Origin of the sequence: Nocardioides sp. (assembly GCF_047602075.1) — a bacterium.
Taxonomy (GTDB): Bacteria; Actinomycetota; Actinomycetes; order Propionibacteriales; family Nocardioidaceae; genus Nocardioides.
This window is the reverse complement of the sequence record NZ_JASGIF010000001.1, coordinates 2,088,899-2,113,410: the sequence shown is the minus strand read 5'-3', so window position 1 is coordinate 2,113,410 and position 24,512 is coordinate 2,088,899. Positions and strand designations below refer to the sequence as shown.

At 67.4% G+C, this 24,512-nt stretch carries 26 protein-coding genes and 2 pseudogenes; 19 read left to right on the top strand and 9 right to left on the bottom strand.

Annotated elements, in window-relative coordinates; translation table 11 throughout:
- The first annotated feature begins 4 nt into the window (after positions 1–4).
- Together QM714_RS10645 and QM714_RS10640 are read left to right on the top strand one after the other, a co-directional pair.
- Positions 5–1,099 carry a glycosyltransferase family 4 protein gene (locus QM714_RS10645; RefSeq protein WP_415100234.1) on the top strand — a complete coding sequence of 365 codons (1,095 nt, stop codon included), beginning with the start codon at positions 5–7 and terminating at the stop codon, positions 1,097–1,099.
- A 55-nt stretch (positions 1,100–1,154) separates the two neighbouring features.
- Positions 1,155–2,213 (top strand): glycosyltransferase family 4 protein, encoded by a 1,059-nt coding sequence (locus QM714_RS10640; protein ID WP_415100232.1) that lies wholly within the window; start codon positions 1,155–1,157, stop codon positions 2,211–2,213.
- Between the two features lie 1,164 nt (positions 2,214–3,377).
- Here QM714_RS10640 and ung read toward each other — a convergent pair.
- Both ung and QM714_RS10630 read right to left on the bottom strand, forming a co-directional pair.
- Positions 3,378–4,418: a uracil-DNA glycosylase gene (gene ung / locus QM714_RS10635; RefSeq protein ID WP_415100230.1), complete on the bottom strand. Its 1,041-nt coding sequence runs from the start codon at positions 4,416–4,418 to the stop codon at positions 3,378–3,380.
- Positions 4,419–4,618: 200 nt separating this feature from the next.
- Positions 4,619–4,747: a hypothetical protein gene (locus tag QM714_RS10630; RefSeq protein ID WP_415100228.1), complete on the bottom strand. Its 129-nt coding sequence runs from the start codon at positions 4,745–4,747 to the stop codon at positions 4,619–4,621.
- A 126-nt stretch (positions 4,748–4,873) separates the two neighbouring features.
- Here QM714_RS10630 and QM714_RS10625 point away from each other — a divergent pair, with 126 nt between their 5' ends.
- Positions 4,874–5,140: a hypothetical protein gene (locus QM714_RS10625; protein ID WP_415100226.1), complete on the top strand. Its 267-nt coding sequence runs from the start codon at positions 4,874–4,876 to the stop codon at positions 5,138–5,140.
- 89 nt (positions 5,141–5,229) lie between these two features.
- On the opposite strand, the gene QM714_RS10620 is transcribed toward QM714_RS10625, so the two are convergent.
- Both QM714_RS10620 and QM714_RS10615 read right to left on the bottom strand, forming a co-directional pair.
- Complete coding sequence (locus QM714_RS10620; protein ID WP_415100224.1) at positions 5,230–5,571, bottom strand: type II toxin-antitoxin system PemK/MazF family toxin; 342 nt, start codon at positions 5,569–5,571, stop codon at positions 5,230–5,232.
- On the bottom strand, positions 5,568–5,768 hold the full coding sequence (locus QM714_RS10615) for a hypothetical protein (protein WP_415100222.1): 201 nt from the start codon (positions 5,766–5,768) through the stop codon (positions 5,568–5,570). Before QM714_RS10615 ends, QM714_RS10620 begins: the two co-directional genes overlap by 4 nt.
- 454 nt (positions 5,769–6,222) lie before the next feature.
- On the opposite strand from QM714_RS10615, the gene QM714_RS10610 reads away from it, so the two are divergent.
- Positions 6,223–7,119, top strand: coding sequence for an ROK family protein (locus QM714_RS10610; RefSeq protein WP_415100220.1), 897 nt, complete (start codon positions 6,223–6,225; stop codon positions 7,117–7,119).
- Positions 7,120–7,134: 15 nt separating this feature from the next.
- On the opposite strand, the gene QM714_RS10605 is transcribed toward QM714_RS10610, so the two are convergent.
- Both QM714_RS10605 and QM714_RS10600 read right to left on the bottom strand, forming a co-directional pair.
- Complete coding sequence (locus tag QM714_RS10605) at positions 7,135–8,055, bottom strand: cupin domain-containing protein (protein WP_415100218.1); 921 nt, start codon at positions 8,053–8,055, stop codon at positions 7,135–7,137.
- 138 nt (positions 8,056–8,193) lie between these two features.
- Positions 8,194–8,961, bottom strand: coding sequence for a GntR family transcriptional regulator (locus tag QM714_RS10600; RefSeq protein ID WP_415100216.1), 768 nt, complete (start codon positions 8,959–8,961; stop codon positions 8,194–8,196).
- A 132-nt stretch (positions 8,962–9,093) separates the two neighbouring features.
- Between QM714_RS10600 and QM714_RS10595 the strand changes: the two genes are divergently transcribed.
- From QM714_RS10595 to QM714_RS10555, 9 genes are all read left to right on the top strand, one after another.
- The gene (locus tag QM714_RS10595) at positions 9,094–10,431 is read left to right on the top strand and encodes an ABC transporter substrate-binding protein (protein WP_415100214.1); all 1,338 of its coding nucleotides are present in this window, start codon (positions 9,094–9,096) and stop codon (positions 10,429–10,431) included.
- A 65-nt stretch (positions 10,432–10,496) separates the two neighbouring features.
- Positions 10,497–11,390, top strand: coding sequence for a carbohydrate ABC transporter permease (locus QM714_RS10590; RefSeq protein WP_415100212.1), 894 nt, complete (start codon positions 10,497–10,499; stop codon positions 11,388–11,390).
- 1 nt (position 11,391) lies between these two features.
- Entirely contained in the window at positions 11,392–12,213 is an 822-nt protein-coding gene (locus tag QM714_RS10585; RefSeq protein ID WP_415100210.1) for a carbohydrate ABC transporter permease, read from the top strand.
- A gap of 2 nt (positions 12,214–12,215) precedes the next feature.
- Positions 12,216–13,112 carry a helix-turn-helix domain-containing protein gene (locus QM714_RS10580; RefSeq protein WP_415100208.1) on the top strand — a complete coding sequence of 299 codons (897 nt, stop codon included), beginning with the start codon at positions 12,216–12,218 and terminating at the stop codon, positions 13,110–13,112.
- Positions 13,109–13,891: a phytanoyl-CoA dioxygenase family protein gene (locus tag QM714_RS10575; protein ID WP_415100206.1), complete on the top strand. Its 783-nt coding sequence runs from the start codon at positions 13,109–13,111 to the stop codon at positions 13,889–13,891. The genes QM714_RS10580 and QM714_RS10575 overlap by 4 nt, the downstream gene beginning before the upstream one ends.
- Before the next feature lie 72 nt (positions 13,892–13,963).
- Positions 13,964–15,067 carry a Gfo/Idh/MocA family protein gene (locus QM714_RS10570; RefSeq protein WP_415100204.1) on the top strand — a complete coding sequence of 368 codons (1,104 nt, stop codon included), beginning with the start codon at positions 13,964–13,966 and terminating at the stop codon, positions 15,065–15,067.
- Positions 15,064–16,509 (top strand): glycoside hydrolase family 1 protein, encoded by a 1,446-nt coding sequence (locus QM714_RS10565; RefSeq protein ID WP_415100202.1) that lies wholly within the window; start codon positions 15,064–15,066, stop codon positions 16,507–16,509. The genes QM714_RS10570 and QM714_RS10565 overlap by 4 nt, the downstream gene beginning before the upstream one ends.
- A gap of 155 nt (positions 16,510–16,664) precedes the next feature.
- Positions 16,665–17,222, top strand: coding sequence for a hypothetical protein (locus tag QM714_RS10560; protein ID WP_415100200.1), 558 nt, complete (start codon positions 16,665–16,667; stop codon positions 17,220–17,222).
- A gap of 197 nt (positions 17,223–17,419) precedes the next feature.
- Positions 17,420–17,956: an RES family NAD+ phosphorylase gene (locus tag QM714_RS10555; RefSeq protein ID WP_415100198.1), complete on the top strand. Its 537-nt coding sequence runs from the start codon at positions 17,420–17,422 to the stop codon at positions 17,954–17,956.
- 19 nt (positions 17,957–17,975) lie between these two features.
- Here QM714_RS10555 and QM714_RS10550 read toward each other — a convergent pair whose 3' ends face one another.
- Together QM714_RS10550 and QM714_RS10545 are read right to left on the bottom strand one after the other, a co-directional pair.
- Complete coding sequence (locus QM714_RS10550) at positions 17,976–19,013, bottom strand: hypothetical protein (protein ID WP_415100196.1); 1,038 nt, start codon at positions 19,011–19,013, stop codon at positions 17,976–17,978.
- Entirely contained in the window at positions 19,010–19,567 is a 558-nt protein-coding gene (locus QM714_RS10545) for a SigE family RNA polymerase sigma factor (RefSeq protein WP_415100194.1), read from the bottom strand. Before QM714_RS10545 ends, QM714_RS10550 begins: the two co-directional genes overlap by 4 nt.
- Position 19,568: 1 nt before the next feature.
- On the opposite strand from QM714_RS10545, the gene QM714_RS10540 reads away from it, so the two are divergent.
- Complete coding sequence (locus QM714_RS10540; RefSeq protein WP_415100192.1) at positions 19,569–20,561, top strand: alcohol dehydrogenase catalytic domain-containing protein; 993 nt, start codon at positions 19,569–19,571, stop codon at positions 20,559–20,561.
- Here the strand turns inward: QM714_RS10540 and QM714_RS10535 are convergent.
- On the bottom strand, positions 20,525–20,887 hold the full coding sequence (locus QM714_RS10535) for a hypothetical protein (RefSeq protein ID WP_415100190.1): 363 nt from the start codon (positions 20,885–20,887) through the stop codon (positions 20,525–20,527). The genes QM714_RS10540 and QM714_RS10535 overlap by 37 nt on opposite strands.
- 626 nt (positions 20,888–21,513) lie before the next feature.
- Here QM714_RS10535 and QM714_RS10530 point away from each other — a divergent pair.
- The 5 genes and pseudogenes from QM714_RS10530 to QM714_RS10510 all read left to right on the top strand — a co-directional run bounded on the left by QM714_RS10530 (position 21,514) and on the right by QM714_RS10510 (position 24,500).
- On the top strand, positions 21,514–22,113 hold the full coding sequence (locus tag QM714_RS10530) for a GntR family transcriptional regulator (RefSeq protein ID WP_415100188.1): 600 nt from the start codon (positions 21,514–21,516) through the stop codon (positions 22,111–22,113).
- 89 nt (positions 22,114–22,202) lie between these two features.
- Positions 22,203–23,142: pseudogene (locus tag QM714_RS10525) on the top strand (PTS mannose/fructose/sorbose/N-acetylgalactosamine transporter subunit IIC).
- A gap of 3 nt (positions 23,143–23,145) precedes the next feature.
- Positions 23,146–24,000 carry a PTS system mannose/fructose/sorbose family transporter subunit IID gene (locus QM714_RS10520; protein WP_415100186.1) on the top strand — a complete coding sequence of 285 codons (855 nt, stop codon included), beginning with the start codon at positions 23,146–23,148 and terminating at the stop codon, positions 23,998–24,000.
- Between the two features lie 16 nt (positions 24,001–24,016).
- Positions 24,017–24,133: pseudogene (locus QM714_RS10515) on the top strand (PTS sugar transporter subunit IIB); the annotation flags it as partial.
- A 121-nt stretch (positions 24,134–24,254) separates the two neighbouring features.
- Positions 24,255–24,500 (top strand): PTS sugar transporter subunit IIB, encoded by a 246-nt coding sequence (locus QM714_RS10510; RefSeq protein ID WP_415101062.1) that lies wholly within the window; start codon positions 24,255–24,257, stop codon positions 24,498–24,500.
- Positions 24,501–24,512 lie beyond the last annotated feature (12 nt).

Below are 24,512 nucleotides of genomic sequence, written 5' to 3'. Positions count from 1 at the left end.
GGCCGTGCACAGGCGGTTGTCTCGACGTCGGATTGACGGCCTTCTTGACGAGCGGATCCGCCGAATGGGGACGGCCGGGGAACTGGTGCACCGCCTGTCCGCCCGGGCGTTGCCCCGCCAGGTGACTGAACGCGTTGATGAGTGGAGTTCACGCTTCTTCACGCGCGCGGTACTGAGAGAACTGGGTCGAGAGGTTTCAGTTGCCGTTGGGACTGATACGGCATCGCTACTCATGTTTCGCGAACTCGCCAAACGTCGCCCGGACGTCGTCCGCGTGCTCGACGTTAGCCATCCTCTGGACGTGGTGGTGCAACGCCTCATCCGCGAGGACGCGGAGTCCTTTGGGCTCGATCTCCATGCCTATGACGACTTCCGCCCTGGCCCACCTGCGGATCAACGGGACGAGTTGAACTCGGCTGACGGCATCCTGGTTGCCTCGTCCTTCAGCGCAAGCACTTTGGCCGAAGCCGGGATCCAGCCGAGCCGTGTCTTTGTGGTGCCGTATGGGTTGCGTGCCTCCGACAGAGTGTCGACCCAACTCCTACGTGCCGAGCGGGTCGGGTCGATCAGGCTCCTCTCGCTCGGGGCGATGAGTGAGAGGAAGGGGATGACGGTGATGCTGCGGGCGATGCAAGACTTGACTCAAGCAGGCGCGGAGGTGGAACTCGTCATCGCGGGTCGGCCAGCCGCCGGGTATCGGCTGCCGTCCCGACTGCCCGGCAACACTCGCTATGTTGGCGCCCCCGATCAGACTGGTGTCGCCCGGCTCTACGCCGAAAGCGATGTTCTTGTGCTGCCGTCGATGTGCGAGGGCTTTGGAAGGACAATCCTGGAGGCTTTGGCTGCGGGACTATCTGTGATTACAACTGAGCGATCTGGAGGCCCGGATGTCTTGACGGCGGCGCCGTATGCGCCGATCTCCATCATCAACGCCTCGGATCGGGCGAGACTCCCAGCGCTGATTGAGCAGCACGCTGCAAGACGGGATGAGTATCTTCGACCGGACGACGCACGTCGAGCAGCGCAGGAGTTCTCGGCGGAGCGATACATGGCGCGCATGACCGAAGCGCTGGACGCTGTGCGTGACCTGCATGGTTGATTCAACTCGTCCCTTAAGACTGGCTGTCGCGGCAGGAGCGGTTCACTTTCCCAGAATGAACTTCGTGGTTGCCCAGGCATCGAAGATGGCCAACACGGACCGCCAGTTGTTCGCTATTGCCGCGCAAGATCCTGAGCTAGCGGGGATTCCAGTAACTCAGAGCTTTCGGCATCTCCGTCTTCCATACGGTCTGAGACGCAGGACCTACCCGGTCGCAGATCGGACCGTCGGTGCGTCGCTGGCCGCCTGGCGACCTGATGTGATCAACCTGCACTTTCTGGCACTCGGTGGCTTTGCGGCCAGGGCCGCTCGCCACGCGAGGGTGCCGCTCGTGACCACAGTGCATGCGTTGGAGCCGTTCCTCATGACTACCCCGACCACTCCTCGAGAGAGGTACCTCGCAAGAGATGCCTGGTCGGCATTCCACAGCACCCACTTGATGCTGGCGGTCAGCAACTACATCGCATCGTGGCTGGTGGACCTCGGATTCGACGCGAGCAGGGTTCACACGTGCTACTTGGGAGTCGACACCGAGTTCTGGTCGCCGAACACGCCGTCGCTAACAAGGGCGCGGGCCCGAAGGCTTCTCTTCGTCGGACACCTCACGGAGCTGAAAGGTATTCGCGACGCTGTGGCGGCGTCGACACAGTTGCAGGCAGATCTGCCCCATACGCTCGAGGTAGTCGGCGATGGTCCACTCCGAGAGGAGATGGAGGAGATAGCTGCTCGGTCCCCGCATGTGAAGCTACTGGGTCTTCAGTCTCGTGAGGACGTACGTCAAGCCCTGGGTCGTTCCACGGCTCTGGTGTTGCCCACGCAGCCACGAGACGGGATCGAGGATGCTGCGCCGACTGTGCTTGCGGAAGCGCAGTCAATGGGTGTTCCGGTGATTGCCTATGACGTTGGCGGGACTCGGGAGATGGTCGCTCCCTCGCAGCAACTGGTTCCCGTGCATGATCGATCAGCCTTAGCCAAGAAGATCGCGGAGACGCTGAATATGGACAGAGACCAGTACGCCAGCCTTGCCTCGTCCAGCCGCGAGTGGATCCGAGCCAACCGTGACCTGGGAGCCTGTGCGGCCCGAGCCAGGGATCTGATGGCGGGTCTGATCTAGCCTCGGCGAGGTCAGGCTTCTTCCCAGCGGATCGGACTCGCGCCGTACTCCTTCAGAAGGCGATTCGTCTTCGTGAACGTCTGGGCCTTGCGGAACTCAATCTCCTGACTCGTGCCACTTGATCGAGATTCGGCGTTCCCGCCGGTGTCTGTGCAGGTCACGGGGTTGCGTCGTCGCTCATTGACACACCCCGCCCCTCGGCAGCGCCTGCTCATGGCGTTCGTGAGGAAGACCCCGGGCAGCTCCGGCAGCATCAAGATCCCGAGCTCGCGGAGCCCCGCGACGGACGAGACATCGCCCCTGAGCATGTCGGTACCGGGCAACAAGGCCGGGTCATCGTCCCGCCAGCCCCCAGATCACCATCCGCGGCCCCGGGTACGACTCAATCGCGTCGACCTGATCCCGCCGGACGGGGCCGATCATCCTGACCGCGCCGCAGATTAGCGCTCACTGACACACCCCGGTGGCACGAGTCGGGTCAGAAGGCGATTCGTCTTCGTGAACGTCTGGGCCTTGCGGAACTCAATCTGGGCGGCCCCTCTGGCGGCGGGATGGGGCGCCTCCACTAGGCCGTGCCTATCGAAGTCGATCAGTCCCTGTCGCTTCACTCGTTGAGCCTTCCTGCCCCAAAGGACGAACACCACTGGTTCGGGACGCGCATTGAGCGATCGAATGACCGCCTCCGCGAAGGGCCACCAGTGGTCGAGGTGTCCGCCCGCGTCTCCGCGTTCAACCTGACTTGGGTCACTCAGGCTCGAATTTCGGGGCGACAAGTCGCTGACCTGCGGCGATGGCTTCGCGGAGTGCCTCCGAAAGGCACTAAGCGAGCGCCGGGCATGGTGCCAAGAGTGCCATTGGCGCACCATCGATGGCCCGTTGTCGGCCCCGAGAACGTCATCACCGGTGGATCCGCCGGCCGGCACCTCCTCACCAACGGCGTGTCGCCCTTGACGGCCGCTGCCGATGAACCTCGCGCCGGGTGGGGCAGGCAATCCCTCGGCCTTCGTCGCCCCGCCCTGGTGATCGGCAACTGGCCTGTGACCTGCGAAGACGCTCAAGCCGGTCGACACCGTGTGCCGCGGCGCAAGGCACTAAGCCGAATGACCAAACTCAGGCGGCCCGAGCCAGGGATCTGATGGCGGGTCTGATCTAGCCTCGGCGAGGTCAGGCTTCTTCCCAGCGGATCGGACTCGCGCCGTACTCCTTCAGAAGGCGATTCGTCTTCGTGAACGTCTGGGCCTTGCGGAACTCAATCTGGGCGGCCCCTCTGGCGGCGGGATGGGGCGCCTCCACTAGGCCGTGCCTATCGAAGTCGATCAGTCCCTGTCGCTTCACTCGTTGAGCCTTCCTGCCCCAAAGGACGAACACCACTGGTTCGGGACGCGCATTGAGCGATCGAATGACCGCCTCCGCGAAGGGCCACCAGTGGTCGAGGTGTCCGCCCGCGTCTCCGCGTTCAACGGTCAAAGCAGCGTTCAGCAAGAGCACGCCCTGCGTTGCCCAGCCGGTCAGGTCACCGGTCGGTGGAGGTGTGAACCGATCCTCGCGCAGAGCCGCATGGATGTTCCTCAGCGAGGCAGGCAGAGGAGTCCCGGCCCGAACCGAGAATGAGAGGCCCATGGCCTGGTCGGGATTCGGGTACGGGTCTTGGCCGAGGACGACCACCTTGACGTTGTCGTACGGGGTTAGTTGGAATGCAGCGAACACATCGTTCTCTGTCGGATATACCTCGCGTCCAGCAGCACGTTCCGTGCCTACGAAGTGCCTCAGGTCACGGAAGTAGGGCTTCTCCCACTCCACATCCAACACTCCCGGCCAGTGCTTCTTAGCCGCCAACCATGCGGCCGGCTCGGCAAGCTCTTTCGCAGCCTGGTCAGAGGCCATTGCTCGGTTCTTCGAGGTCGAGCCCGCATGAACGGGCTGTTCGTGTCTCGGCCATCGATCGAGCCTCATCATCAAGCGCTCGAACTCGCCGGGCGCCGACCCGACGCTGTAGCAGTCGCCTTCGTCGGTGACCACTAGGCCACCCCCGTCGAGCATCTCGTCGGGCCTGGCGGGGTCGCGATAGGCGATGACCCAGACCCGATGCGAGGCCACCCTTCTCGCGTGCATCGCCACCAGCGCCGAGCCTCTGGCGCGCAGATACTCGTTGGCCAGGCTCTTCGCCCTCTGGTGGCTGGTCACCTTCGGTGGATCAATCGCCATGCCATCCCCAATCTGCGAGCGGACGGTAGCCAGTAGCACCATACCTGTATGTCCGACCTTCTGACGGCACCTCCTATGCGCTCACCACTTGTCCCGTGACGTCGAGGCACATCGAGCGTTCCGCCGAAGCCATCGGGCACGATCGCGCTGGCGTGTCTGGCGACTGGTGCCTATGCATGTTCGCTCATGGCACCCCAGGCTCACATGTCGACGCCGATGAGCATCGGGTCGACATGCAGAGTCGTGAGTGGGCCGAACTCGGTGCAGTGGCTCAAGGGCGCGTCGCAGTCGTACGCCCGCGGCGTCGTCGCCGCTCGCCTCTCCGGCATAGACAGGTCCCTGCGAGTTGAACCAGGCATAGACGCCCGGGACCTCCGGGATCGACTTGATGTCAGTTTCCCGACAAGGTCGGCACCTTCGTGCATGAAGCGGCGGATGGCTCAGTAGACGGATTCGTGATCATCACCACCGTGCCGGCACCGCCCGTCTATGACCCGGGTGGCGTGTCCTCGCTCATCGACGACTTCGCAGTGAGCCCACCCGGCCGTTGGGAGACCTCCGGTGCGGCACTTCTCGATGTGGCGACCAGCTGGGCGCGCCAGCGAGGTGCCGTCCAAGTCGTCGTGGTCAGCGGCCCACATGACCAGTTAAAGCGAGCTCTGCTCATGTCGGCCGGGCTCTTCGTCGCGTCCGAGTGGTTCACCGTTCCCCTTGCGCCGTGAGGGGACTTGTCCCGACTCAACGGACGGGCCACGTCCCACTGACGATCCCGCACCGGGTCGCTCCGTGAGCCCATCGACAATCGGCACGGCTACGTGGGCCGTGGAGGGGCTGCGTCTTGGACGCCGAGGTAGTGGGTCAGGGCAAGCTCGACGTCCATGAGTTGGTCTCGGGTTAGGTAGTCGACGGGGTCGCCGACGACGTAGCGGACGTCGATGGATCGGACCTGGTCGACCAATAGACGCGTCCCGTGTCCGGCGATCTCCAGCTCAGGCCGGTGGATGGAAGGCCCGGCTGAGGTGGAGGTGGGGATGACCGTCACGACGGAGAGTGGTGAGTCCGACGGAGAGACCACGAGGCCAAGCCGCTTGCCTCCCTGCTCGTGACCGCGGTGACGGCCCAGGTCAATCCGGTAGACGGCTCCTCGGATCACCAGGCTTCAGGCTCCGCGTCGAGGTCTTCATCCTTGAGCTGCTCGGCGTCGGCTCTGAACTGCGTGAGCCAGCGCTCGTGGTCCAGGAGCCGCAGCGCTCGACGCAGCGTGTCCGAGGTGCTCTCTCCTGGCTGAGCGGCCTCCCGCAGGATGCGCTCGTCGTCTTCTGTCGGGCGGAAGCCGATTGAGCCGGGCATGAAACTAGCGTAGCGCGTGTTCGACAAATGTTCGACGGCGGTCGTCGCCGCGAGCCCATCCCGCATGGTCACGCTCCGCGTGAGGATGGGGTTGCGGCGCACGCCGTTGACAGGTGGGTGCGTTATAGCGCCGCCAACGACGCTCGCTGCGCGCTGCTATCTTCCCAATGCCTTCCCAATGCGGGAGGCGGGCCGTTCACGGCGTACGCGCCAGCGAAGGGGTGAGGTGGAATGCTCAGCCCACGTCCGAGCCGTTCGTCATCATGCTCAAGGGTGGCCATCCGAACTCTCTGGGTCGAGCCGGGGAGGTCCTCGGTATCGTGCTGGCCGACCAGGAGTGGCTGGAGGAGGTGTGTGCCTCCTCGGGGACCGGCGGAAGTCGGTGGCCACGCGCGCTGCGAAACGACTGGCCCAGTTGGCCCACTGAGGCACCCGACTCTGGCACCATGTCGCGGTGGCCGATGTCGTGGTGGCGCTGGATGCGGGTGGGACCAAGCTGCTGGGCGGCTTGGTGACGGAGGCGGGGGAGATCCTGGCTCGTGACCAGCGGCCGACGCCGCGGGCGGACGGGCGCTGCGATCCCGGCTTCGTCGCCCTCCAGGGGCTGGCGGCGTCGCTGGTCGAGCAGGCCGCGGAGCTCGGTCATCAGGTGCGAGGGGTCGGGCTCGGCGTCGCGGAGTATGTCAGCGGCGATCAGCTGACCAGCGCGGAGGTGTTCGACTGGGACCGCCAGCCGGCGGAGATCCTGGCCGCGCTGGTCGACGGCCCAGTGTCGGTGGAGACCGATGTGCGGAGCGCGGCGATCGCCGAGACGGTGGGCCGCGCCCCGCAGCAGGGGTGCTTGCTCTACATCTCCTGGGGCACCGGCCTGTCGAGCACCGTGGTCATCGACGGCCGCTGTCACGAGGGTCGGCGAGGTGAGGCGCTGGCGTTGGGGGAGTGGCCGGTCCATCCCGACGTCGACCGCTCCTGGACCGGTAACCTCGAGCAGTTCGCCTCCGGCCACGGCATGGGCGCTCGCTTCGCTTCCGCGACGGGACAACCGGCGACCGGGGCGGACGTGGCGGCAGCAGCGGCGGCGGGCGACCCGGCAGCTGAGGGTGTGCTGGCCAGTGCGGCTCGCGCGTTGGCGGCGGCGCTGGCCTCGCTGGTGCAGGTGCTCGACCCTGACCTGGTGGTGCTCGGCGGGGGCATCGGTGTCAACGGCGGGCGGCTGCCGGACCTGGTGGCCGAGGCGATGCCGACCTGGCTGCACCGGCCGGATCCGCCGCGCGTCGAGCGATCGACCGCCGGCGCCGATGCGGGGCTCCTCGGCGCCGCCGTCGTGGGCTGGCAGAAGCTCCGGCGCTGAGCGCGGGAGGCGACGCTAGGGCGTCCAGCCCTCCGGCACTGGGCGCGCCGATCCGATCAGGTACGTCGCCTCGGCCGCGCTCCGGTTGAGCACCCGCATCTGGTCCGAGCGCGGAGTGAAGGCGGCGTCGCCCGGGTGCAGACAGGCCGGGCCGAACTCCGCCGTGTGCTCGTCGCGGTTGTCCACCCACAGCTCACCGCTGGTGACCACCAGCAGGGTCTCGTCGTCGACCTTCTGCAGGTCTTCGACGTGGCCGGCCTGGACCCGGCCGACCGAGACGGTGAGGAACTCGGTGTCGACCAGCGTCCCCACCAGATGCGACGGTGAGGTGGAGGCGAATCCCCAGAGGGCATCGTCGGCCCGGATGACGCGCAGCCGCGAGGCCGCCCGCTGCTCCGCGGCCGCCTCCGGCCACCGGTGCCGCCAGCGACCGTCGCGATAGCTCACCTCGGCGAGGTCGGGCTGGGTGCGGGCATAGAGCGACGCGGTGCCCCGGCTGGGCGGCGGCGCGAAGAACTCGAGCACCCGCAGAGTCTCTTGGGTCGGGTTGAAGCCGTGGTGCCAGGTGCCCTTGCCGAAGAGCACGGTCTCCCCGGCCTTCACCACCTGGACCTCGCCGTACTGCGGGTTGGCCACGGTGAGCTCGCCCGCCAGCACGCAGTAGAGCACGTCCGCGGCGAAGACGGTCTTGTTGGTCGGGCTGTGCCGGAACTCCCCGCCCGGCGCGAGCTCGAACTCCAACACGTGCAGGGTGTCGGAGGAGACGTAGACCCGGTCGGTGACCAGACCCGACTCGGGATCGCCCCACACGTGATGCGCCGTGTCGGGGCGGCGGATCACCGTCGGGCCGGCGTACGTCGGTCGCGGCGTCGCCCGCCGACCGGCCATCGCCGCAGCCGGCGCCTGGTCGGGCTTCACATCGTCCTGGTCGGGCACCGCCGCCTCCTCGTTGCTGAGTGGGACCCCCGGGGGGTGCACAGTCGGGCCGATGCTAGCACCAAAAAGACCAATTGGTATTACGTGGCTCTCGCGCCCGATCCCGGCCGCTCCCGCAGACGACGCTCGAGGGAGGGGTCAGCGGGGCCGGCGGGAGTCGAGCCGCAGACGGGGGCTGGGCTGGGCGACCAGGGTGCTGCGGAAGCGGTAGCGGTCGCCGCGGTAGGAGATCAGGCCGAGCACGATCAGTCGGTCCCGCTCGGCGAAGGCACGCGACTCGGCGACCAGCAGGGGGGAGCCGACCGAGGTGGCGAGCAGTTCGGCCTCGCGCTCGTCGGCGGACCGCGCCTCGACGGAGTAGTCGGCGGTGACCGGGGCGTGACCGGCTGCTTCGAGGCGGGAGTAGAGCGACTCCTGTGACCAGTCGATGGTCGGCAGCTCGGGCTCCAGGGCCAGCGGCAGCAGGTTGGAGTCGATCGCCACCGGGAGATCGTCCAGCGTGCGCAGGCGCTCGAGCTCGAAGAGCGACGCGCCGGGCGCAATGCCGAACAGCTCGGCCTCGGTCAGCGTGGCCGGCCGGACCGAGGCGCCGAGCACCTGGGCGCCGACGACCACGCTCTCGCCCGCGACCATGTCGTGGAAGCTGAGCAGCGTGTTCGGCGGCTCGGCGAGCCGTCCGGCGGCGACGAAGGTGCCCCGCCCCTGGATGGCGTAGACGAAGCCGTCCTCGGCGAGCGAGGCCAGCGCCCGTCGGATGGTGACCCGGCTGACGCCGAAGGTGTCACTGAGCTCGCGCTCGGTGGGGAGCTGCGATCCGTCCGCAAGTTCCCCGCGCGTGATCCGGGCCGCGAGCTCCTCGCGCACCCAGTTCGTCAGCTGGCCCGCCGGGGCCTTCGGTGTGGTCAACGAGAGGCGAGATTACAGTATCGGCGCGACCCTCGCAGGAGGGTTGTCTTACGGCTGGTCTATTTGTATTATCACGCCGACGGTAGACCCGGTGCGCCTGCCTTGCCGGCGCCTTGACGAGAGAGACCGCCCATGCGCAGATGGCTCCCGATCGCAGCGATGGTCCTGGTCGCGACAGCGGCCTGCACGACGCCCGGCAGCAACTCCGGCCCCGCCAAGGTGGACTCCGACGAGCCGGTGTCCACCGACATCTCCGGCCTCCCCGACACGACGCTGTCGATCTGGACGTCGGAGAGCGGCACCCGGTTGGACATCTTGAAGAAGCTCGGCAAGGAGTTCGAGCAGGCCAACCCCAACGTCAAGCTGAAGTGGACGGTGCGCGACTTCGGCTCCTACCCCGCGCAGATCAAGCTCGCGCTGAGCTCCGACGACGGCCCGGACGTCGCCATCGGCAACCTCGGCTGGTCTCTCGACGGGCCGCTCATCAAGGCGGGGCTGTTCCGTCCGCTCGACGACTACGCCAAGGCCTACGGCTGGGACACCCGCTATCCCGAGGTCGGCCTGCGTCAGCTCCGCTTCACCGAGGACGGCAAGACCTACGGCGAGGGCCCGATCTGGGGTGCGCCGTACGCTGCCGATGTGATCGGCTGGTTCTACAACAAGGATCTGCTCGACGACCTCGGCATGGAGCCGCCCAAGACGATGGACGACCTCGACGCGATCCTGGCCGCGTCCAAGGCGGCCGGGCAGCAGCCGATAGTCCTCGGCAACAAGGACGGCTGGCCGGCCTGGCACCTCGCCTACAACCTGATCGACCAGTACGCCACGGTCGACGAGGTGACCGGCATCGTCTACAACGACGACGGCGCGAGCTATGCGAACGACAACATCAAGACCGCGATGAACAAGATCTTGGAGTGGCAGGGCAAGGGCTACATCGCCGACGACGTGAACGCGATCGCCCAGGCCGACGCCACCGCCGACTTCTCGAAGGGATCGGGCCTGTTCTTCCCCGGCGGCAGCTGGTACGCCTCGAACATGCCCGACAACATCGGCTTCTTCCTGACCCCGCCGGTGGAGGACGGTACGCCGGCGCGCGCCACCGGCTCCTTCGGCTATGCCTGGCATGTGGCGGCCAACAGCGACAAGGTGGCGCAGGCGGCCGCGTTCATCGACTTCACCTCCGACGAGCACGCCGCGCAGACCTTCTTCAAGGCCGGCGACCTGGCTCCGCTCAAGGTCGACAACCCCGACCTCAAGTCCGGCCAGATCTATCAGGACGTCTACGACTCCTGGAGCTCGGTGCTCGACAACGACACGCTGTTGCCCTACTTGGAGTTCGCCACCCCGACCTCGGCCGAGGTCGGCTATCCGGTGCTCCAGAAGATCCTGGCCGGCCAGGAGTCCGTCGACGACGGGCTCGCCGAGATCGAGAAGGATCGCCAGACCTTCGTGTCGGAGAACCAGTAGTGGTGCAAGCGGTCGAGCGTGCCCCCGATGTCTCTCCCAGCAGCGGGGGCACGCGCCGGGCGCCGGTGGCATCCGACCCTGCGGCTCGCCGTCGGCGTCGCCGCAAGAGCCTGGTCGCCTACCTCTACATCGCCCCGGCGATGGTGATGTTCCTGCTCTTCGCGCTCGGACCGTTCCTGCACGCATTCTGGCTGTCCTTCTTCGACTGGGACGGCATCACCGTGGGCACCTGGACCGGGCTGGGCAACTACCAGAAGGTGTTGGCCGATCCGCTCACTCGACAGGCGTTCGGCCACTCGCTGGTGCTGATCTTGTTCTTCTCCTCGATCCCGGTCGTGATCGGCCTGATGATCGCCGCCGTCTTCACCACCGTGAAGGTGCGCGGCTCCACTGTCTTCCGGGTCGCCATCTTCTTGCCCCAAGTGGTCTCTTCGGTCGTGGTCGGCGTGATCTGGAACTGGATCTACGCCGACAACGGCCCCCTCAACGAGTTCCTCCGCGCGGTCGGACTGGGCGCCTTCGCGAAGCCCTGGCTGGGCGACTTCACCTGGGCCCTGCCGGCGCTCGGCATGATCGGCGCCTGGATGCTGATCGGGCTGTGCATGGTCCTCTTCGTCGCCGGCGTGCAACAGATCCCGTCGGCGCTCTACGACGCCGTCCGGGTGGACGGCGGCGGGCGGCTGCGGGAGATGACCACCGTGACCTTGCCCGGGCTGCGCTACGAGTTCGGCGTCGTGCTGACGCTCACCATCGTCGGCGCCCTGCGGACCTTCGACCTGGTCTTCGTGATGACCCGCGGCGGTCCCGGCACGGAGACCGTCGTGCCAGGTCTGATGCTCTACAACAGGGCGTTCGTCGACGGCAGAGTCGGCCAGTCGTGCGCCATCGCGGTCATCCTCGCCGTGCTGGTCTTCGCGGTGACCTTCGTCATCGACCGGCTCGTCTCGCGGGAAGGCTGAGATGACCAGTCGTGCCGAGCGTGTCTTCGCCTACTGCTTCCTCACCTTCTTCGCGATCATTGCGCTGTTCCCGATCGTGGGTGTGGTGCTGCTCGCGCTCAACCCGCGCGACGCCCAGATCTCGGGCTTCGGGCTGCCCGAGCAGGTCCACCCGCACACCTTCGTCGAGGCGTGGCAGGTCGCTCACCTCAGTGCCTACCTGCGCTCCAGCGTGATCGTGTCGGCCTGTGTGGTCATCGGCTCCACCATCTTGTCGATCCTGGCCGGCTATGCCTTCGGCACGATGACCTTCCGCGGCCAGTCCTGGCTGTTCTACCTGCTGCTGAGCGGGATGATCCTGCCCTTCGAGGCCGTGGTCGTGCCGCTCTACTACGACCTGCGCCAGTTCGGCCTGACCAACACCTATGCGTCGATGGTGCTGCCACAGATCGCCATCAACGTCTGCTTCGGCACGTTCTGGATGCGCGCCTACTTCCGATCCGTCCCGCGGTCGATGCTCGAGGCCGCCGAGGTCGACGGGGCGAGCTCGCTGCGCACCCTGCTGCGGGTGGCCCTGCCGCCGGGCAAGCCCGCGGTGCTCACCCTGACCGTGCTGCTCTTCATGTGGTCGTGGAACGAGTTCCTCCTCCCGCTGGTGATGGTCACCGACGAGTCCAAGCGCACCGCCCCGCTCGGGCTAGCGTTCTTCGCCGGCCAGCACACCACCGACCGGGTCGGCCAGGCCGCCGCCGCGGTGATCGTCGCCGCGCCCGTCATCATCATGTTCATCGTCTTCCAGCGCTCCTTCATCCGAGGCATGGCCTCGGGCGCGGTCAAGGAGTAGCCGTGGCACACCTCGACCTGGGCGGCACCTGGCACGAGTCCTCCTATCGGCTCACCGAGATCTACGACGTCACCGTCCCCCCGGGCTGGGTCATCGCCCTCGATCCGCAGCCGTACGCCGAGGTCGTGCTCGTGCAGCAAGGTCGACTGCGCGTCGAGCTCGGCACGGATCGTGTGGTTGTTTCGCCGGGTCAACTAGTCGTGCTCCTGCCCGGCGCGGCGCGGGTGACCGAGGCCCTGGGCGAGCCGGTCGAGTTCGTCGGCTTCGGCTTCCGGATCGAGCTGCTCGGGTCGATCGAGATGTCCGGGCTCCTCGGCATCCCCGTGCTCATCGAGCAACCGGCCGACTCACTGACCGGTCTCATCCGGACGGCGGTCGAGCGTGGCGCCGGGGAGTCGGCGGCCGCTGCGCTGACGGCGCGGGCCTACGCCGAGCTGGCGACGGCCGAGCTGGTCGCGGCGTACGGCGATGTCGGGCACGTGCGACGAGTACGCACCCGTCCGGAGATCGAGGCGGCGCTCACCTTGATGGAGCAAGACCTGTCCGGCGACCTCGACGTACCCTCCCTGGCGCGCGCCGCCAACATGTCGCCGAAGCACTTTGCGACCTGCTTCCGCAACCTGGTAGGCGTGCCCCCGATGGCCTATCTGCAGGCGATGCGGCTGAGCCGGGCCCGGGCCGCGCTGGCCCGGACCGACCAGACCACCACCGCGATCGCTGCCTCGCACGGGTTCGCCGACGCCGCCCACTTCAGCCGCGCCTTCAAGCGCCGCTACGGCCTGGCGCCGACGCAGTTCCGTCGCAACCTCCTCCGAGACAACACCGCCGGGCTCTGGGACAAGCCACGTCGGGCAGCTCCGCCGCACGATGGAGTCTCACGAGAGGAGTCCTGCCGATGACGACCACCCGCATCCCCGCCACTGTCCTGGTCGACGACGACGGAAGCGTCACCCTGACCAAGGACCAGATCGCCGAGTTCCACCGCGACGGCTTCATGTGCATCGACCGGCTGACCACCGCCGAGGAGGTCGGCCAGCTGCAGGCGATCTACGACCGCCTCTTCGAGGACGGCACCGACATCGCCGACCGCGACCGGCTCGAGCTTGCGGCCGGCAAGGACGCCCCGCCGGCGCTGCCGCAGATCGTGAACCCCGACCACTACGCCCCCGAGCTGCGCGAGACCATTGCGTTCCGCAACGCGATGCGGGTCGCCCGGCAGTTGCTGGGCCCGGAGGTCGAGTCCGCCGGGATGCACGCGATCCGCAAGCCCCCACGCGACGGTGCGGCGACCCCGTGGCACCAGGACGAGGCCTACTGGGACCCAGCTGTCGAGCACCGGGCGATCAGCATCTGGGTGCCACTCCAGGAGGCCACCATGGAGAACGGCTGCCTGCAGTTCGTCGGCGGCACCCATGTGATCGAGGTGCAGCCGCACGAGCTGATCAACCCCGACAGTCATGGCCTCAAGGTCGTCGACCCGGAGTCGGTCGGCGAGGCGGTCGCCTGCCCACTGCCGCCCGGCGGAGCGACCGTCCACACCAGCCGCACCATGCACTACGCCGGCCCCAACACCTCCGACGGCCCCCGGCGCGCCCTGATCATGGCGTTCGCCTGCAAGCCCGTCCCCTTGGACACCCCGCGGTCGATGCCCTGGCAGCGGCCCGAGTGGACCGAGTGAACCCCCCTGCCTAGATCCACCCACACTGAATCGCATCGACCCTGAACCGCACCGACATGAAAGGGAAGTCGCATGACCCTTCGCCTGGGAGTCCTCGGCCTCGGCAGTGTCTTCTGGGGGCCGTATGCCAACCTGATCCAGCGGCTGACCGGTGAAGGCCGGCTTGAGCTGGTTGCCGGTTTCGACCCCGCTCCCGAGAAGCGGAAGGCGGCGGTCGAGCGGTTCGGCATCGACACCGACTTCGACGAGCCGACGGATCTGCTGCGACGCGACGACCTTGACGTCGTACTCATCTTGACCAGCATGAACCAGCACGGTCCGCTCGCCCGGGAGGCGATGAGGCAGGGCAAGCACGTCCTCGTCGAGAAGCCGATGGCCACCTCGATGGAGGGGGCCGCCGAGCTGGTCGCGATGTCGCACGAGCTCTCCACGGTGCTGGTGTGCGCGCCGCACATCGTGTTGTCGCCGACCTACCGCGAGATGCATCGCCGCGTCCACGACGGCGTCATCGGGGATGTCTACCTCGCTCGGGCGCGCTACGGCTGGGCCGGTCCGTGGTGGGGCCGCTGGTTCTACGAGAGCGGCGGCGGGTCGCTCTTCGACCTCGGCGTCTACAACCTGACCAGCCTGTGCGGCTTCTTCGGGTCGGTGAAGCGGGTGACTGCCCTGGTCGGCGTGGCCATCCCCGAGCGGGTCGTCGAGGGTGCGCCGATGAAGGTGCGCGCGGACGACAACGCCCATGTGCTGCTCGACTTCGGCTCGTCGCGGTTCGCCTCGATCACCACCGGCTTCACGATGCAGAAGTATCGCTCGCCGGCCATCGAGCTGTACGGCGGTGACGGGGTCCTCCAGATGCTCGGCGACGACTGGGCGCCGGAGGGCTTCGAGCAGTGGACCAACGAGCGTGGCAGCTGGGAGGTGTTCCCGGAGACGGATCCGCAGTGGCCGTGGACCGACGGGCTGCGTCACCTGGTCGACTGCGTCGAGCGTGGTGTGCCGACTGTGACCCGACCCGAGCACGCCTACCACGCGCTCGAGGTGATGCTCGCGGCGAAGCGATCCGCCGAGGAGGGCCGGGTCGTGGAGATCGCGAGCGAGTTCCCCGCGCTGGACTACTCCTCGATCGCGTCGGCTGGTGGTGAGGGCCGTAGGGTGCACGACCCGCGGTCCTCATGACTGGCGTCCCAGCCGCCGATCGTGGCTGGCTCGCCTTCCCCGACGGCTTCGTGTGGGGCACCGCCACGGCGGCGTACCAGGTCGAGGGCGCCGCCGACGAGAACGGGCGCGGGCCGAGCATCTGGGACGTCTTCTGTCGCACCCCCGGCAAGGTGGCGCGCGGCGAGACCGGTGACGTAGCCTGCGACCACTATCACCGGGTCGAGGCCGACCTGGATCTGATGGCGTCGCTCGGGCTGCCGTCGTACCGCTTCTCGGTGGCCTGGCCGCGAGTGCTGCCCGACGGCACCGGCGCGGTCAACCAGCGCGGGATCGACTTCTATCGACGGCTCGTCGACGGCCTCCTCGAGCGCGGCATCACGCCGCTGCCGACGCTCTATCACTGGGACCTGCCGCAGGCCCTGCAGGAGCGCGGCGGCTGGGCCAACCGGGAGAGTGCGCAGTGGTTTGCCGACTACGCCACCGTCGTGGCCGGCGCTCTCGGCGACGTGGTCGGCACCTTCATGACGCTGAACGAGCCCTGGTGCGTCGCCTTCCTCGGGCACGCGACCGGCGTGCTCGCACCCGGCTTCACCGACGACGCCCTCGCCCTCCAGGTGGTGCACCATCTCAACCTCGCGCACGGGCTTGGCTCTGCCGCGATCAGGGCCGCGGCACCGTCCGCCCAGGTCTCGCTGGCCCTGAACGTCGCCCAGGTCTATCCCGCGAGTGATGATCCGGGTGATGCTGACGCAGCCAGGCACGCGGACGGCCTGGCCAATCGGATCTTCCTCGACCCGATCCTGCGGGGCGCCTATCCCGCTGACGTGGTCGCCGACACCGAGCCCTGGTGCGACTGGTCCTTCGTGCTGCCTGACGACCTCGCGACGATCGGGGTCGGTGTCGACGTGCTCGGGGTCAACTACTACACGCCCAGCCGCGTGGTCGGTCCGGCATCTGCCGGGGCTGCTTCTCTCGATGACGCACCCGCTGGTCGGTGGACCGAGAGGGCCGGCGCCAGGCCGGTCGCCTGGCCGGGGACACGGCTCGCCTGGACGGTGCCGCAGCCGGGACCGTTCACCGACATGGGCTGGCGGATCGAGCCGTCCTCGTTCACCGACCTGCTGACCCGGCTGTCCCGGGACTATCCGGGCGTGCCGATGATGGTGACCGAGAACGGCTGCGCCTTCGGCGACGGCCCAGGCGCCGACGGCCGGGTGCACGATAACCGTCGCATCGCCTACCTCCAGGACCACCTTGCCGCCGTCCATGCCGCGATCGCCGCGGGCGCCGACGTACGCGGCTACTACCTGTGGTCGTTCCTGGACAACTTCGAGTGGTCCCTCGGCTACGACAAGCGCTTCGGGCTCGTGCACGTCGACTACGACTCCCTGGTGCGCACGCCCAAGGACTCCGCGTCGTGGTACTCCGACGTGGTGCGCGCCAACGGTCTGCTGGGCTGAGCGGGTCGGCGGACTTCGTCAAGCACGGCAGGGCCATCGGCTGCGGCCGGTCGTCCTTGACCGCCTTGACCACCGCGATATCCTGGTGTTGAACCTTGACCCTCTTGACCATCCTGTGCGCGGGAGGGTTGGGCGAATGACGAAGGGAGCGGGCGATGGCTAACAAGGCGCGCGTTCCACGGGTGAGCGCAGAGACCTACGTCGACAGTGTCTTGAATGAGCTCCGCGTGGCGCTTCTGCCGAGAGTGGCGCGGCTGGCTGAGGCCGGTTGGGCGGTGCCGGCTCCATCGGATCTGGCCGACCTTCTCGGAGCCGGTCTGCCCGCTGCGGGGGTCGACGTCGCTCTCGATGAGCACTTCGCCGACCTGGGGCCGTTCTACGACTCTGCTGGGGCGAGGCTTCAGTTGGGGCTGCGGACCAAGCAGGCGCTCGACAGCCGCCGGAAGACGCAGACGGTTCTGGCGATGCAGACAGGCGATGGGACGTGGCTGTACCCAGCATGGCAGTTCACAGGTGACGGACAAGTCCATCACGTGCTGCGTCCGGCGCTGAAGGCGTTGCGGGGCATGGATCGCTGGCAGGCCGGCGTGTGGCTGGTTTCGGAGCATCCCGACCTGGGCGACATCTCGCCTCGGCAGGCACTTCGCGAGGGCGTTGACCCGGCGGCCGTGGCTCGGGTGGCCGCGCACGACAAGGCCGCGCTCGCCGCATGAGCCCGAGTGCACCGGTCAACCCGATCTCTGGCTCATCTGGACGCAGTAGCAATGCGAGGGGACTGGCGCATCATCCGGCCGCGCCGAGTGACCCCGATGAGGTGTTGGGCTTCCCGTCGCGGGATGCGTCGGGCACGTGGTTTCGAGCGCACGTGGACCGCGGTGGCCCGGATCGTGGCTGTTGGTGGTTCGCCAGCGTGGGGGCGGATCCTGACGAGTCTGGACGGTTCGACCTGCCGACCCCGGAAGGCACCTGCTACTTCGCTTCTACCGACGAGGCCGCCGCCCGGGAGCGGGTCGGGACGCAGCTGCGGAAGACCGCGGGACGTGAGAGCGTCCTGGCGTCTGTGCTCGCGGCCAAGGACGGCCCTGTCGTAGTCACCGGGGTAGTCCTGGGTGCGGTCAAGGCGGCCAACCTGCCGGTTCGCAAGGCTGATCGATGGGTCAACCGGTCGCTGTGGGTTGGGACCGGCATCTATCGCATCTCGCAGGGATGGGCCGCGTTGTGGCGTGCAGCCGGGTTCGAGGGCCTTCTCTACGAACCGCGCTTCACCGGCGGTGCACGAGTGCGAGCGCTGGCCCTCTTCGGAGCCGCGGGACGGCCGAAGCCCGCGCTACCGGTCGAGCACTCGAAGCCCATCGAGGACGTCCTGACTGCGCACCGAGTCCAGGTGGTGCGGCCGCCCGAGTCTGCGCCGACGCTGCCCTCGACGGTCCCTCCTCCGCCCCTGTGAGGAGCACCCGGGTTGCGCGTCACATGTCGACGCCGATGAACTCCGGGTCGCCGTGCAGAGCGGTGAGCGGGCCGAGCTCGGTGCAGGTTCCCGAGGGCACCTCGCAGTCGTACACCGTGGCGCCGTCGCCGGTCATCGCGGCGGCCAGGATCGAGCCGTCGGTGTCGACGGCGAAGAAGTCGGCTTGGTGGTCGAGCACGATCGGTGCGCTGCCATCGGTCGATTCGAGTCGGCTCGACCAGCTCAGGATGTGCCCGCCGTCGAAGGTGAGCTGCGCGTCGATCGGTCCGCGAACGAGGCGGTAGGCCGTGCTCGCGGGTCCGCCGGGAGTCTTGCCGTCGTAGAGCAGGACACCGTTGCGCACGTCAGCCACCGATGTCCGGCGGCCGGCGAGCTCGGCGACCTTTCCGGTCGTGGGGTCCCAGGTGGTGGTGCCGTCATCGGTGCGGAGGAACACGGTCCCGTCGTCGAGGGCGTCGATGACGGTCGCCTCCGAGACTGCTTGTCGGCCGATGACCTCGTTGGTCTCCAGGTCACGGACGATCACGGTCGGATGCCCGTCCAGTGTGGCGCCGTACGCGACCCACGGGTTCACTGAATCAGCCTTCGCGGTCGGCAGGAAAGAGCCCTTCTCGGCGTCGCCTTCGAGCAGTGTCGTGTCGCCGGACTCCGCGAGCAGCGCCGGCCGGCCACTGACGTAGAGGACGATCCCGAACGGCGTGGCCGCAGCATCGGTGTCCAGCGCCCCCAGACCGGCGGACGGGAAGGACCGCCCGCCCAGATGCACCTCTTGGCCGGGAACGGCGTAGGCGCGCAGACCATCGCTGAAGTCGAGCCGGCCCAGCGGGTCGAGGACCCGGTCGGCACGGCCACTTTCGCCGCCTGGACGGAGCGCATAGCCAGCTGCCCCGATGAGGACGGCCGCAGCGACGACCGCAGGCACCCTGCGACGGCGGCGGATGCCGCGCGCGGTGCGTTGGACGGCGGTCAGGTCGCCCGGTGGCACCGGGATCTGGTCGACGCGGTCACGGATCAGCTCGGCGAGGTCGGCGGTCATGTCAGGTCCTCGATGTTCAGGTCGGCGTGCCGACGAAGGTTGGCCAAGGCAGCGGAGGCCTGCGACTTCACGGTGCCCCGAGCGCACCCCAGCACCGCCGCTATCTCCTCCTCGGAGAGTTCTTCGTAGTAGCGGAGCACCACGATGGCTCGTTGCCGGACGGGCAACGCGAGCACTGCGCGCCACACGGCGTCGTGCTCGGTGACTTTGTGCTCGGCGGGGCTCGCAGTTGATGGCGCCGCTCGGTCGGCCGGCTCGGGTGGGCTGGCCGAGGGTCGCTCGCGCCGTGTCCACGCGCGCCGCCGGGTGCTGACGACCTCGTGCACGACGATGCGCCGCACGTACGCCACCGGATGCTCCGCCGACCGCACTCGACGCCACGACGCATAGGCCCGCGCGTACGCCGCCTGAAGCGCATCCTCTGCCGTGGCGGCATCACCCGCGACAGCCAGCGCGGTTCGGTACAGCCGCGGCCACGTCGCGCGGTAGAACTCCTCGAAGTCCGCGGGCTTGTCTGCCTGCACCATCAGCCTCCGGTCCGAGCCAGTCGTCACTGTGTCCACGCCCCACAGACGTCCGTCACCGCTCTCTAGGTTCGCCCGTCGCTGCAGAATCCTCCAGCCAGGTCGCCACGGGTCGCGTCCGCTGCTCATCGCCCAGAATGACGGAGGTGGCGGCGACTCGAGCCGCGGCGGCCGCGTGGAGTCCGGCGCGCACCGTAGCCTCGATCCGTGGACCGACTGGGCCGAGAGCGCTCAAACACCCACCGGATCAACCAGGAGAGCCGGTTCAGTGCGGCGGGGGGCTTGGCGGTGTTGGCTCGGTCGTGAATGCGTCTCGCATGCGTGCGTCGCAGCGCGGGTCAGAGATCGCGCAGCATGCCTGCACCTTCACCTTGCCGGTGAGGGAGCCGACGACAAGGAAGATGACGAAACCCATCACCGGGACTGCGATCACCCAACCCATAGGCCCACCTTCCGCGCCTTGTTCACGACTAGCCTAGGGCGCCGATCGCCCGGGAGGCTATCGGTTGGGGTCGGGGAAGCGCTGCCCGGTCCAACCGGCAGGTTCAGCAGGAAGCGCCCTGATCCGGCCCCCGGTCGCGGCGAGATCTTGGTGCGGGTGCATGTGACCACGGTGAACCGCACCGACTGCGCGTATCGGTCGGGGTATCCCTGGATCAACCGAGTTGTCTGTGGGTGGCCAAGGCCCCGAGTCCAGGTGCTGGGGTCGGAGTACGCCGGAGTCGTGGTCGGCGTCGGGGAAGGCGTCACATCTCACGCCGTCGGTGATCGTGCTCTTGGCCATGGGGCTACCGGGGCTATCGGCACCGGGCTCGTGCAGTTGCTTCACGCCGAGGGCGTCGAAGTCACTGCGGTGTGCGACCAGACCCCTGCTGGCCAGCCGGACCTGTTGGCCGAGCTTGGCGCTGCGGACGTCGTCAGCTTGGCCGAGGGCGACGGGTTGACATCGGTGAGGGGCGGCTTCGGCGCCGTCGTCGATGCGACCGGTCACTTCTCGGCGGTGGTCGCCGTGGCGGCGGCGTAGGCACGCAGCCAGGCAAGCATGGACTCGGGTTTGCGAACCGCCAGTCCTTGCTCAGGAACGTCGCGATCGACGGCGTTTCGTAGGTACGAATCGAGCTGGAACCACAGAGCACGCGAGGTAAGACCGCGTAGCCCGGGGAACCCCGAGTCGACGATCTCTGCTGCGTAGTCAGCTAGACGAAGGTCGCAGGACCCGTCGATCGGCGGCTGTTGTCCGGTGAGAAGTGCTTGGAGGCTCACCGTGGGCTCGACGATCCGCCGCTCAGATAGCACGCGCGGGAACAGTTCATCGAGCTCGGCGTCGATGGTCCGGCGGAGGTAGTCCACGGATGAATCATACAGGTAGCAGCCGCTGAACCGGTCGATTGGCAGGCGTTGAATCAGTCAGTTAGCAGGAGTTGAATCAGACGGTTAGCAGGACGAGCCCGCCTCAATCGCCCTGCAGCAGGCGGGCGGTGGAGAGAGAGTGAGGGCGACGTGGCGCGTACGGCGGGCACCGGTGTCCTCGGTGGACCCGAGCCGGACGAGGAAGGCGTCGGCGGAGTCGGGGAACGCGAAGTCCACTCGTGGCTGCTTCTCCGACGGGCGCCGGGTCGATGGGCGCTGACTATCCGCATGCGGCGGAGCGAAGGCATCGAGGTGGAGGAGCTGGGCCGAGGCTCACAAGCCGGACTGCCTGCGGGCGACCTCTTGACGTCGTCAATGTCGACCGTTAGCGTCTCTTGCCAGACATCAACCTGTCAGACATCCGGATGCCTGGCTCACAAGGCCAGACGCCACTACGCTGCGAAGACCGTGAAGGAGGTGGGAGAGCGTGGCAGGTCCCCGGCTCTTGCTCGAGCGTCGATCGATGGCCCAGCAGGTCCGCGACGACCTGCGCGAACAGATGAAGTCCGGGGCTCTCTCCGCTGGCGCCCGACTTCCCTCAGAACCGGAGAGCGCAGCCTCACGAGGTGTCCCGGGCCACCGTCCGAGAGGCCTACCGGCTGCTGGAGCAGGAGGGCCTCGTCGAGGTCCGACCCGGCTCTGGACGCTATGTCCTCCCGGGTGCGACCGTCATGGTGCAGGGTTCGATCAACCTGGTGCAGTCGACGACGGCGATCCTCACCGACTTCGGATACGACCCGGAGATCCACTTGATCGGCGCCACCGAGCGGCACCCGACGCCCGAGGAGGCCGAGGCGTTCGGTCTCACCCTCGACGATGTCGTCTTGCACGTCGAGCGGGCGTATGTCAGCCACGGAGAACTGCTCACCCACGCAGTCAACGCCCTTGATCCGAAGCGCCTGCCCATGGCATCGATGGATTGGACCACCTCCATCGCCGCCGCGTTCTCCGCTGTGGGGCGAGAGATCTCCTCCGGCTTCACCGATATCTCCGCGGCCGTGCTGCCGCGTGCCTTGGCGCGCCGGTACGCCGTGCCAGCGAGTGCCGCGTGGCTGCAATTCAATGGACCGCTGTTCGACCAGGCTGGCGAACCGCTGTGGTGGTCCAGGGAGCTGTGGCGTAGCGACGTACGCACCCTTCGAGTGGTCAACCGCAGCGGCCCCTAACTACGCCTGATCGCGGGCGCACCCACCCGCGCCACGCCGGAGGCTAGGGCGGCCTCTGGCAGCCGGTGCTGCTCGGTCACTGGCGACGCATGCCCCGGCTCGGACCCCTGCCCACCTCGACTTGTTCCAACCCCAACCCCAACCCGTTCCGTTCAACCTTCAGCTTCAGAAAGGAGGGGAGCCACATGACTCTGGTCCAAGCGATCCTCATCGGCCTCGTCGCGGTTCTCACCCACTTCGACGGCGCCTGGTTCGGCGAGATGAAGTTCCGAGAGCCAATCGTCTCCGGCTTCCTCGTTGGTCTCATCCTCGGTGATGTCTCGCAGGGCCTCATGGTGGGTGCGTCGTTGCAGTTGATGTGGATGGGCATCACCGGCATCGGCGCTGCCCCCAAAGATCGATATCGGTGTCGGCGGCACCATCGGCGCCGCTGCCGCGCTGGTGACCGGCGGCGACGCGGCCAGTGCCGTGCTCTTCGCCGTACCGGTCGCGGTGCTGATGCAGCTCGTCGAGACGGCGGTGATGTCGATGTTCTCGACATTCATGCCGTTGGCCGAGCGGCGCATCGACGACTTCGACATCCGCGGAGTGGTCCGAATCCACTACCTCTGCGGAGTCATCACGTTCTTCGTCTACTTCATCCCGAGTGCCGCCGCGGTCTACTGGGGCACGGACGCCATCGAGGCGATTGTCAACTGGATGCCGAACTGGCTGCAGCACGCCCTCGACGGGATGGCTGCCCTGCTGCCCGCACTCGGCTTCGCCATGCTGCTGGACGTCATCATGACCAAGAAGTTGATCCCCTTCCTCATCCTCGGCTTCGTGCCCGCGGCATTCGTTGGTCATGACCTGAGCATGGTTGGCATCGCGGCCATCGCTTTCGCTCTCGCGATGATCATCTTCAACCTCTACAACGACCTGCAGGCCAACAGTGGCCCCGGCGCTGACCCGCAGGCCAGCCCAGATGCGGCCCCGGTCCCTGCCATGGCGGGCGCGGCTGCAGATCCCGACAACGAGTGGGAGGACTGAACCATGACTGACGTGGCTGAGACGACCGGTATGGTCGCCGAACCCGAGCTCAAGGAGCTTCCGAAGAAGGAGTTCCGCAGCATCTTCTGGCGCAGCTTCTCACTGCTGGGGTCCTTCAACTTCGAGCGGATGGAAGCACTGGGGTTCCTCTACGCGCTGATCCCCTCGCTCAAACGCATCTACGGCGACGACGAGGATGGCCTGAAGAAGGCCATGCGCCGACACATGGCGACCTTCAACATGACCGTCGCACCATCCCCGCTGGTCATGGGCACGGCGATCGCCATGGAGGAGAAGGCCAAGGAGGACCCCGAGTTCCCGCCCTCCGCCATCACCGACGTCAAGGTCGCACTGATGGGGCCGCTGTCCGGCATCGGCGACACCTTCTTCTGGGGCATCTTCCGGATCCTGGCGATCTCGCTGTCCCTCGGCTTCGCCCAACAGGGCAGTTGGCTGGCGCCGGTCGTGCTGCTTGTGGTGTTCAACATCCCCAACTTCGCAACCCGGTGGTACACGCTGAAGCTCGGCTACCGACAGGGCCAGGCGATCATGCACTCGATGGGCAACCCACGAGTGATGCAGCTCTTCACCTACTGCGCAGGCATCGTCGGTGCGATGGCGATGGGCTCGATGACGGCGTTCTGGGTGTCCATCAACAGTCCGCTGAAGTTCACGATCTCCAAGAACGAGATCGTGATCCAGGACTACCTCGACCAGATCTTCCCCCAGCTACTGCCGCTTGCGGCGACGCTTGGCATCCTCTGGATGCTGAAGAGGCGGATGCCGGTCATGTCCATCATCGGGATTGTTATCGCTGTGGGCGGCGTCCTCGGCGCCCTCCGCGTGATCAGCGGCTGACCAGGGGTGATCATCGATGGCAATTGTTGAGGTCCGCATCGACGACCGTCTGGTGCACGGCCAGGTGTCCAACCTCTGGGTGCCCCACGTCGGAGCAGAGCGCCTCCTCATCGTGGACGACGTTGTCGCCCAGGACGAGGACCGCAAGGCGATCTTGAAGTTCGGCTGCCCGCCGCAATGCAAGCTTCTCCATCTTCAGCGCCGCAACAGCGGCCGAGAAGCTGGGCCGGCGGATCGACGAGGGCATCAACGTCATGATCATCGCGGCGAGTCCGATCCCGCTGTTGCGGATGATCGAACTCGGCTATCCGCTGCCTTCCATCACCGTCGGGAACATGTCGCGGCGCGAGGGCACGCGGCAGCTGGCCAACTTGGTCTTCGCGGACGGCGACGAGATCGCCGCGTTCACCCATCTCGTGGAGCTCGGCGCGAAGATCGTGTTCCAGCCCACTCCGTCCAGCCGCAGGGAGGATCTCACTGCGGCCATCGCCAAGAACTGAGGAGAAACATCA

Bases quoted from the DNA above. Each gene is read 5' to 3' on its own strand.
- QM714_RS10640 (WP_415100232.1), top strand. From the start codon at position 1,155: ATGAACTTCGTGGTTGCCCAGGCATCGAAGATGGCCAACACGGACCGC.
- ung (WP_415100230.1), bottom strand. From the start codon at position 4,418: ATGGCGATTGATCCACCGAAGGTGACCAGCCACCAGAGGGCGAAGAGC.
- QM714_RS10630 (WP_415100228.1), bottom strand. From the start codon at position 4,747: ATGCCGGAGAGGCGAGCGGCGACGACGCCGCGGGCGTACGACTGCGAC.
- QM714_RS10615 (WP_415100222.1), bottom strand. From the start codon at position 5,768: ATGCCCGGCTCAATCGGCTTCCGCCCGACAGAAGACGACGAGCGCATC.
- QM714_RS10595 (WP_415100214.1), top strand. From the start codon at position 9,094: ATGCGCAGATGGCTCCCGATCGCAGCGATGGTCCTGGTCGCGACAGCG.
- QM714_RS10585 (WP_415100210.1), top strand. From the start codon at position 11,392: ATGACCAGTCGTGCCGAGCGTGTCTTCGCCTACTGCTTCCTCACCTTC.
- QM714_RS10575 (WP_415100206.1), top strand. From the start codon at position 13,109: ATGACGACCACCCGCATCCCCGCCACTGTCCTGGTCGACGACGACGGA.
- QM714_RS10570 (WP_415100204.1), top strand. From the start codon at position 13,964: ATGACCCTTCGCCTGGGAGTCCTCGGCCTCGGCAGTGTCTTCTGGGGG.
- QM714_RS10565 (WP_415100202.1), top strand. From the start codon at position 15,064: ATGACTGGCGTCCCAGCCGCCGATCGTGGCTGGCTCGCCTTCCCCGAC.
- QM714_RS10560 (WP_415100200.1), top strand. From the start codon at position 16,665: ATGGCTAACAAGGCGCGCGTTCCACGGGTGAGCGCAGAGACCTACGTC.
- QM714_RS10550 (WP_415100196.1), bottom strand. From the start codon at position 19,013: ATGACCGCCGACCTCGCCGAGCTGATCCGTGACCGCGTCGACCAGATC.
- QM714_RS10520 (WP_415100186.1), top strand. From the start codon at position 23,146: ATGACTGACGTGGCTGAGACGACCGGTATGGTCGCCGAACCCGAGCTC.
- QM714_RS10510 (WP_415101062.1), top strand. From the start codon at position 24,255: ATGATCATCGCGGCGAGTCCGATCCCGCTGTTGCGGATGATCGAACTC.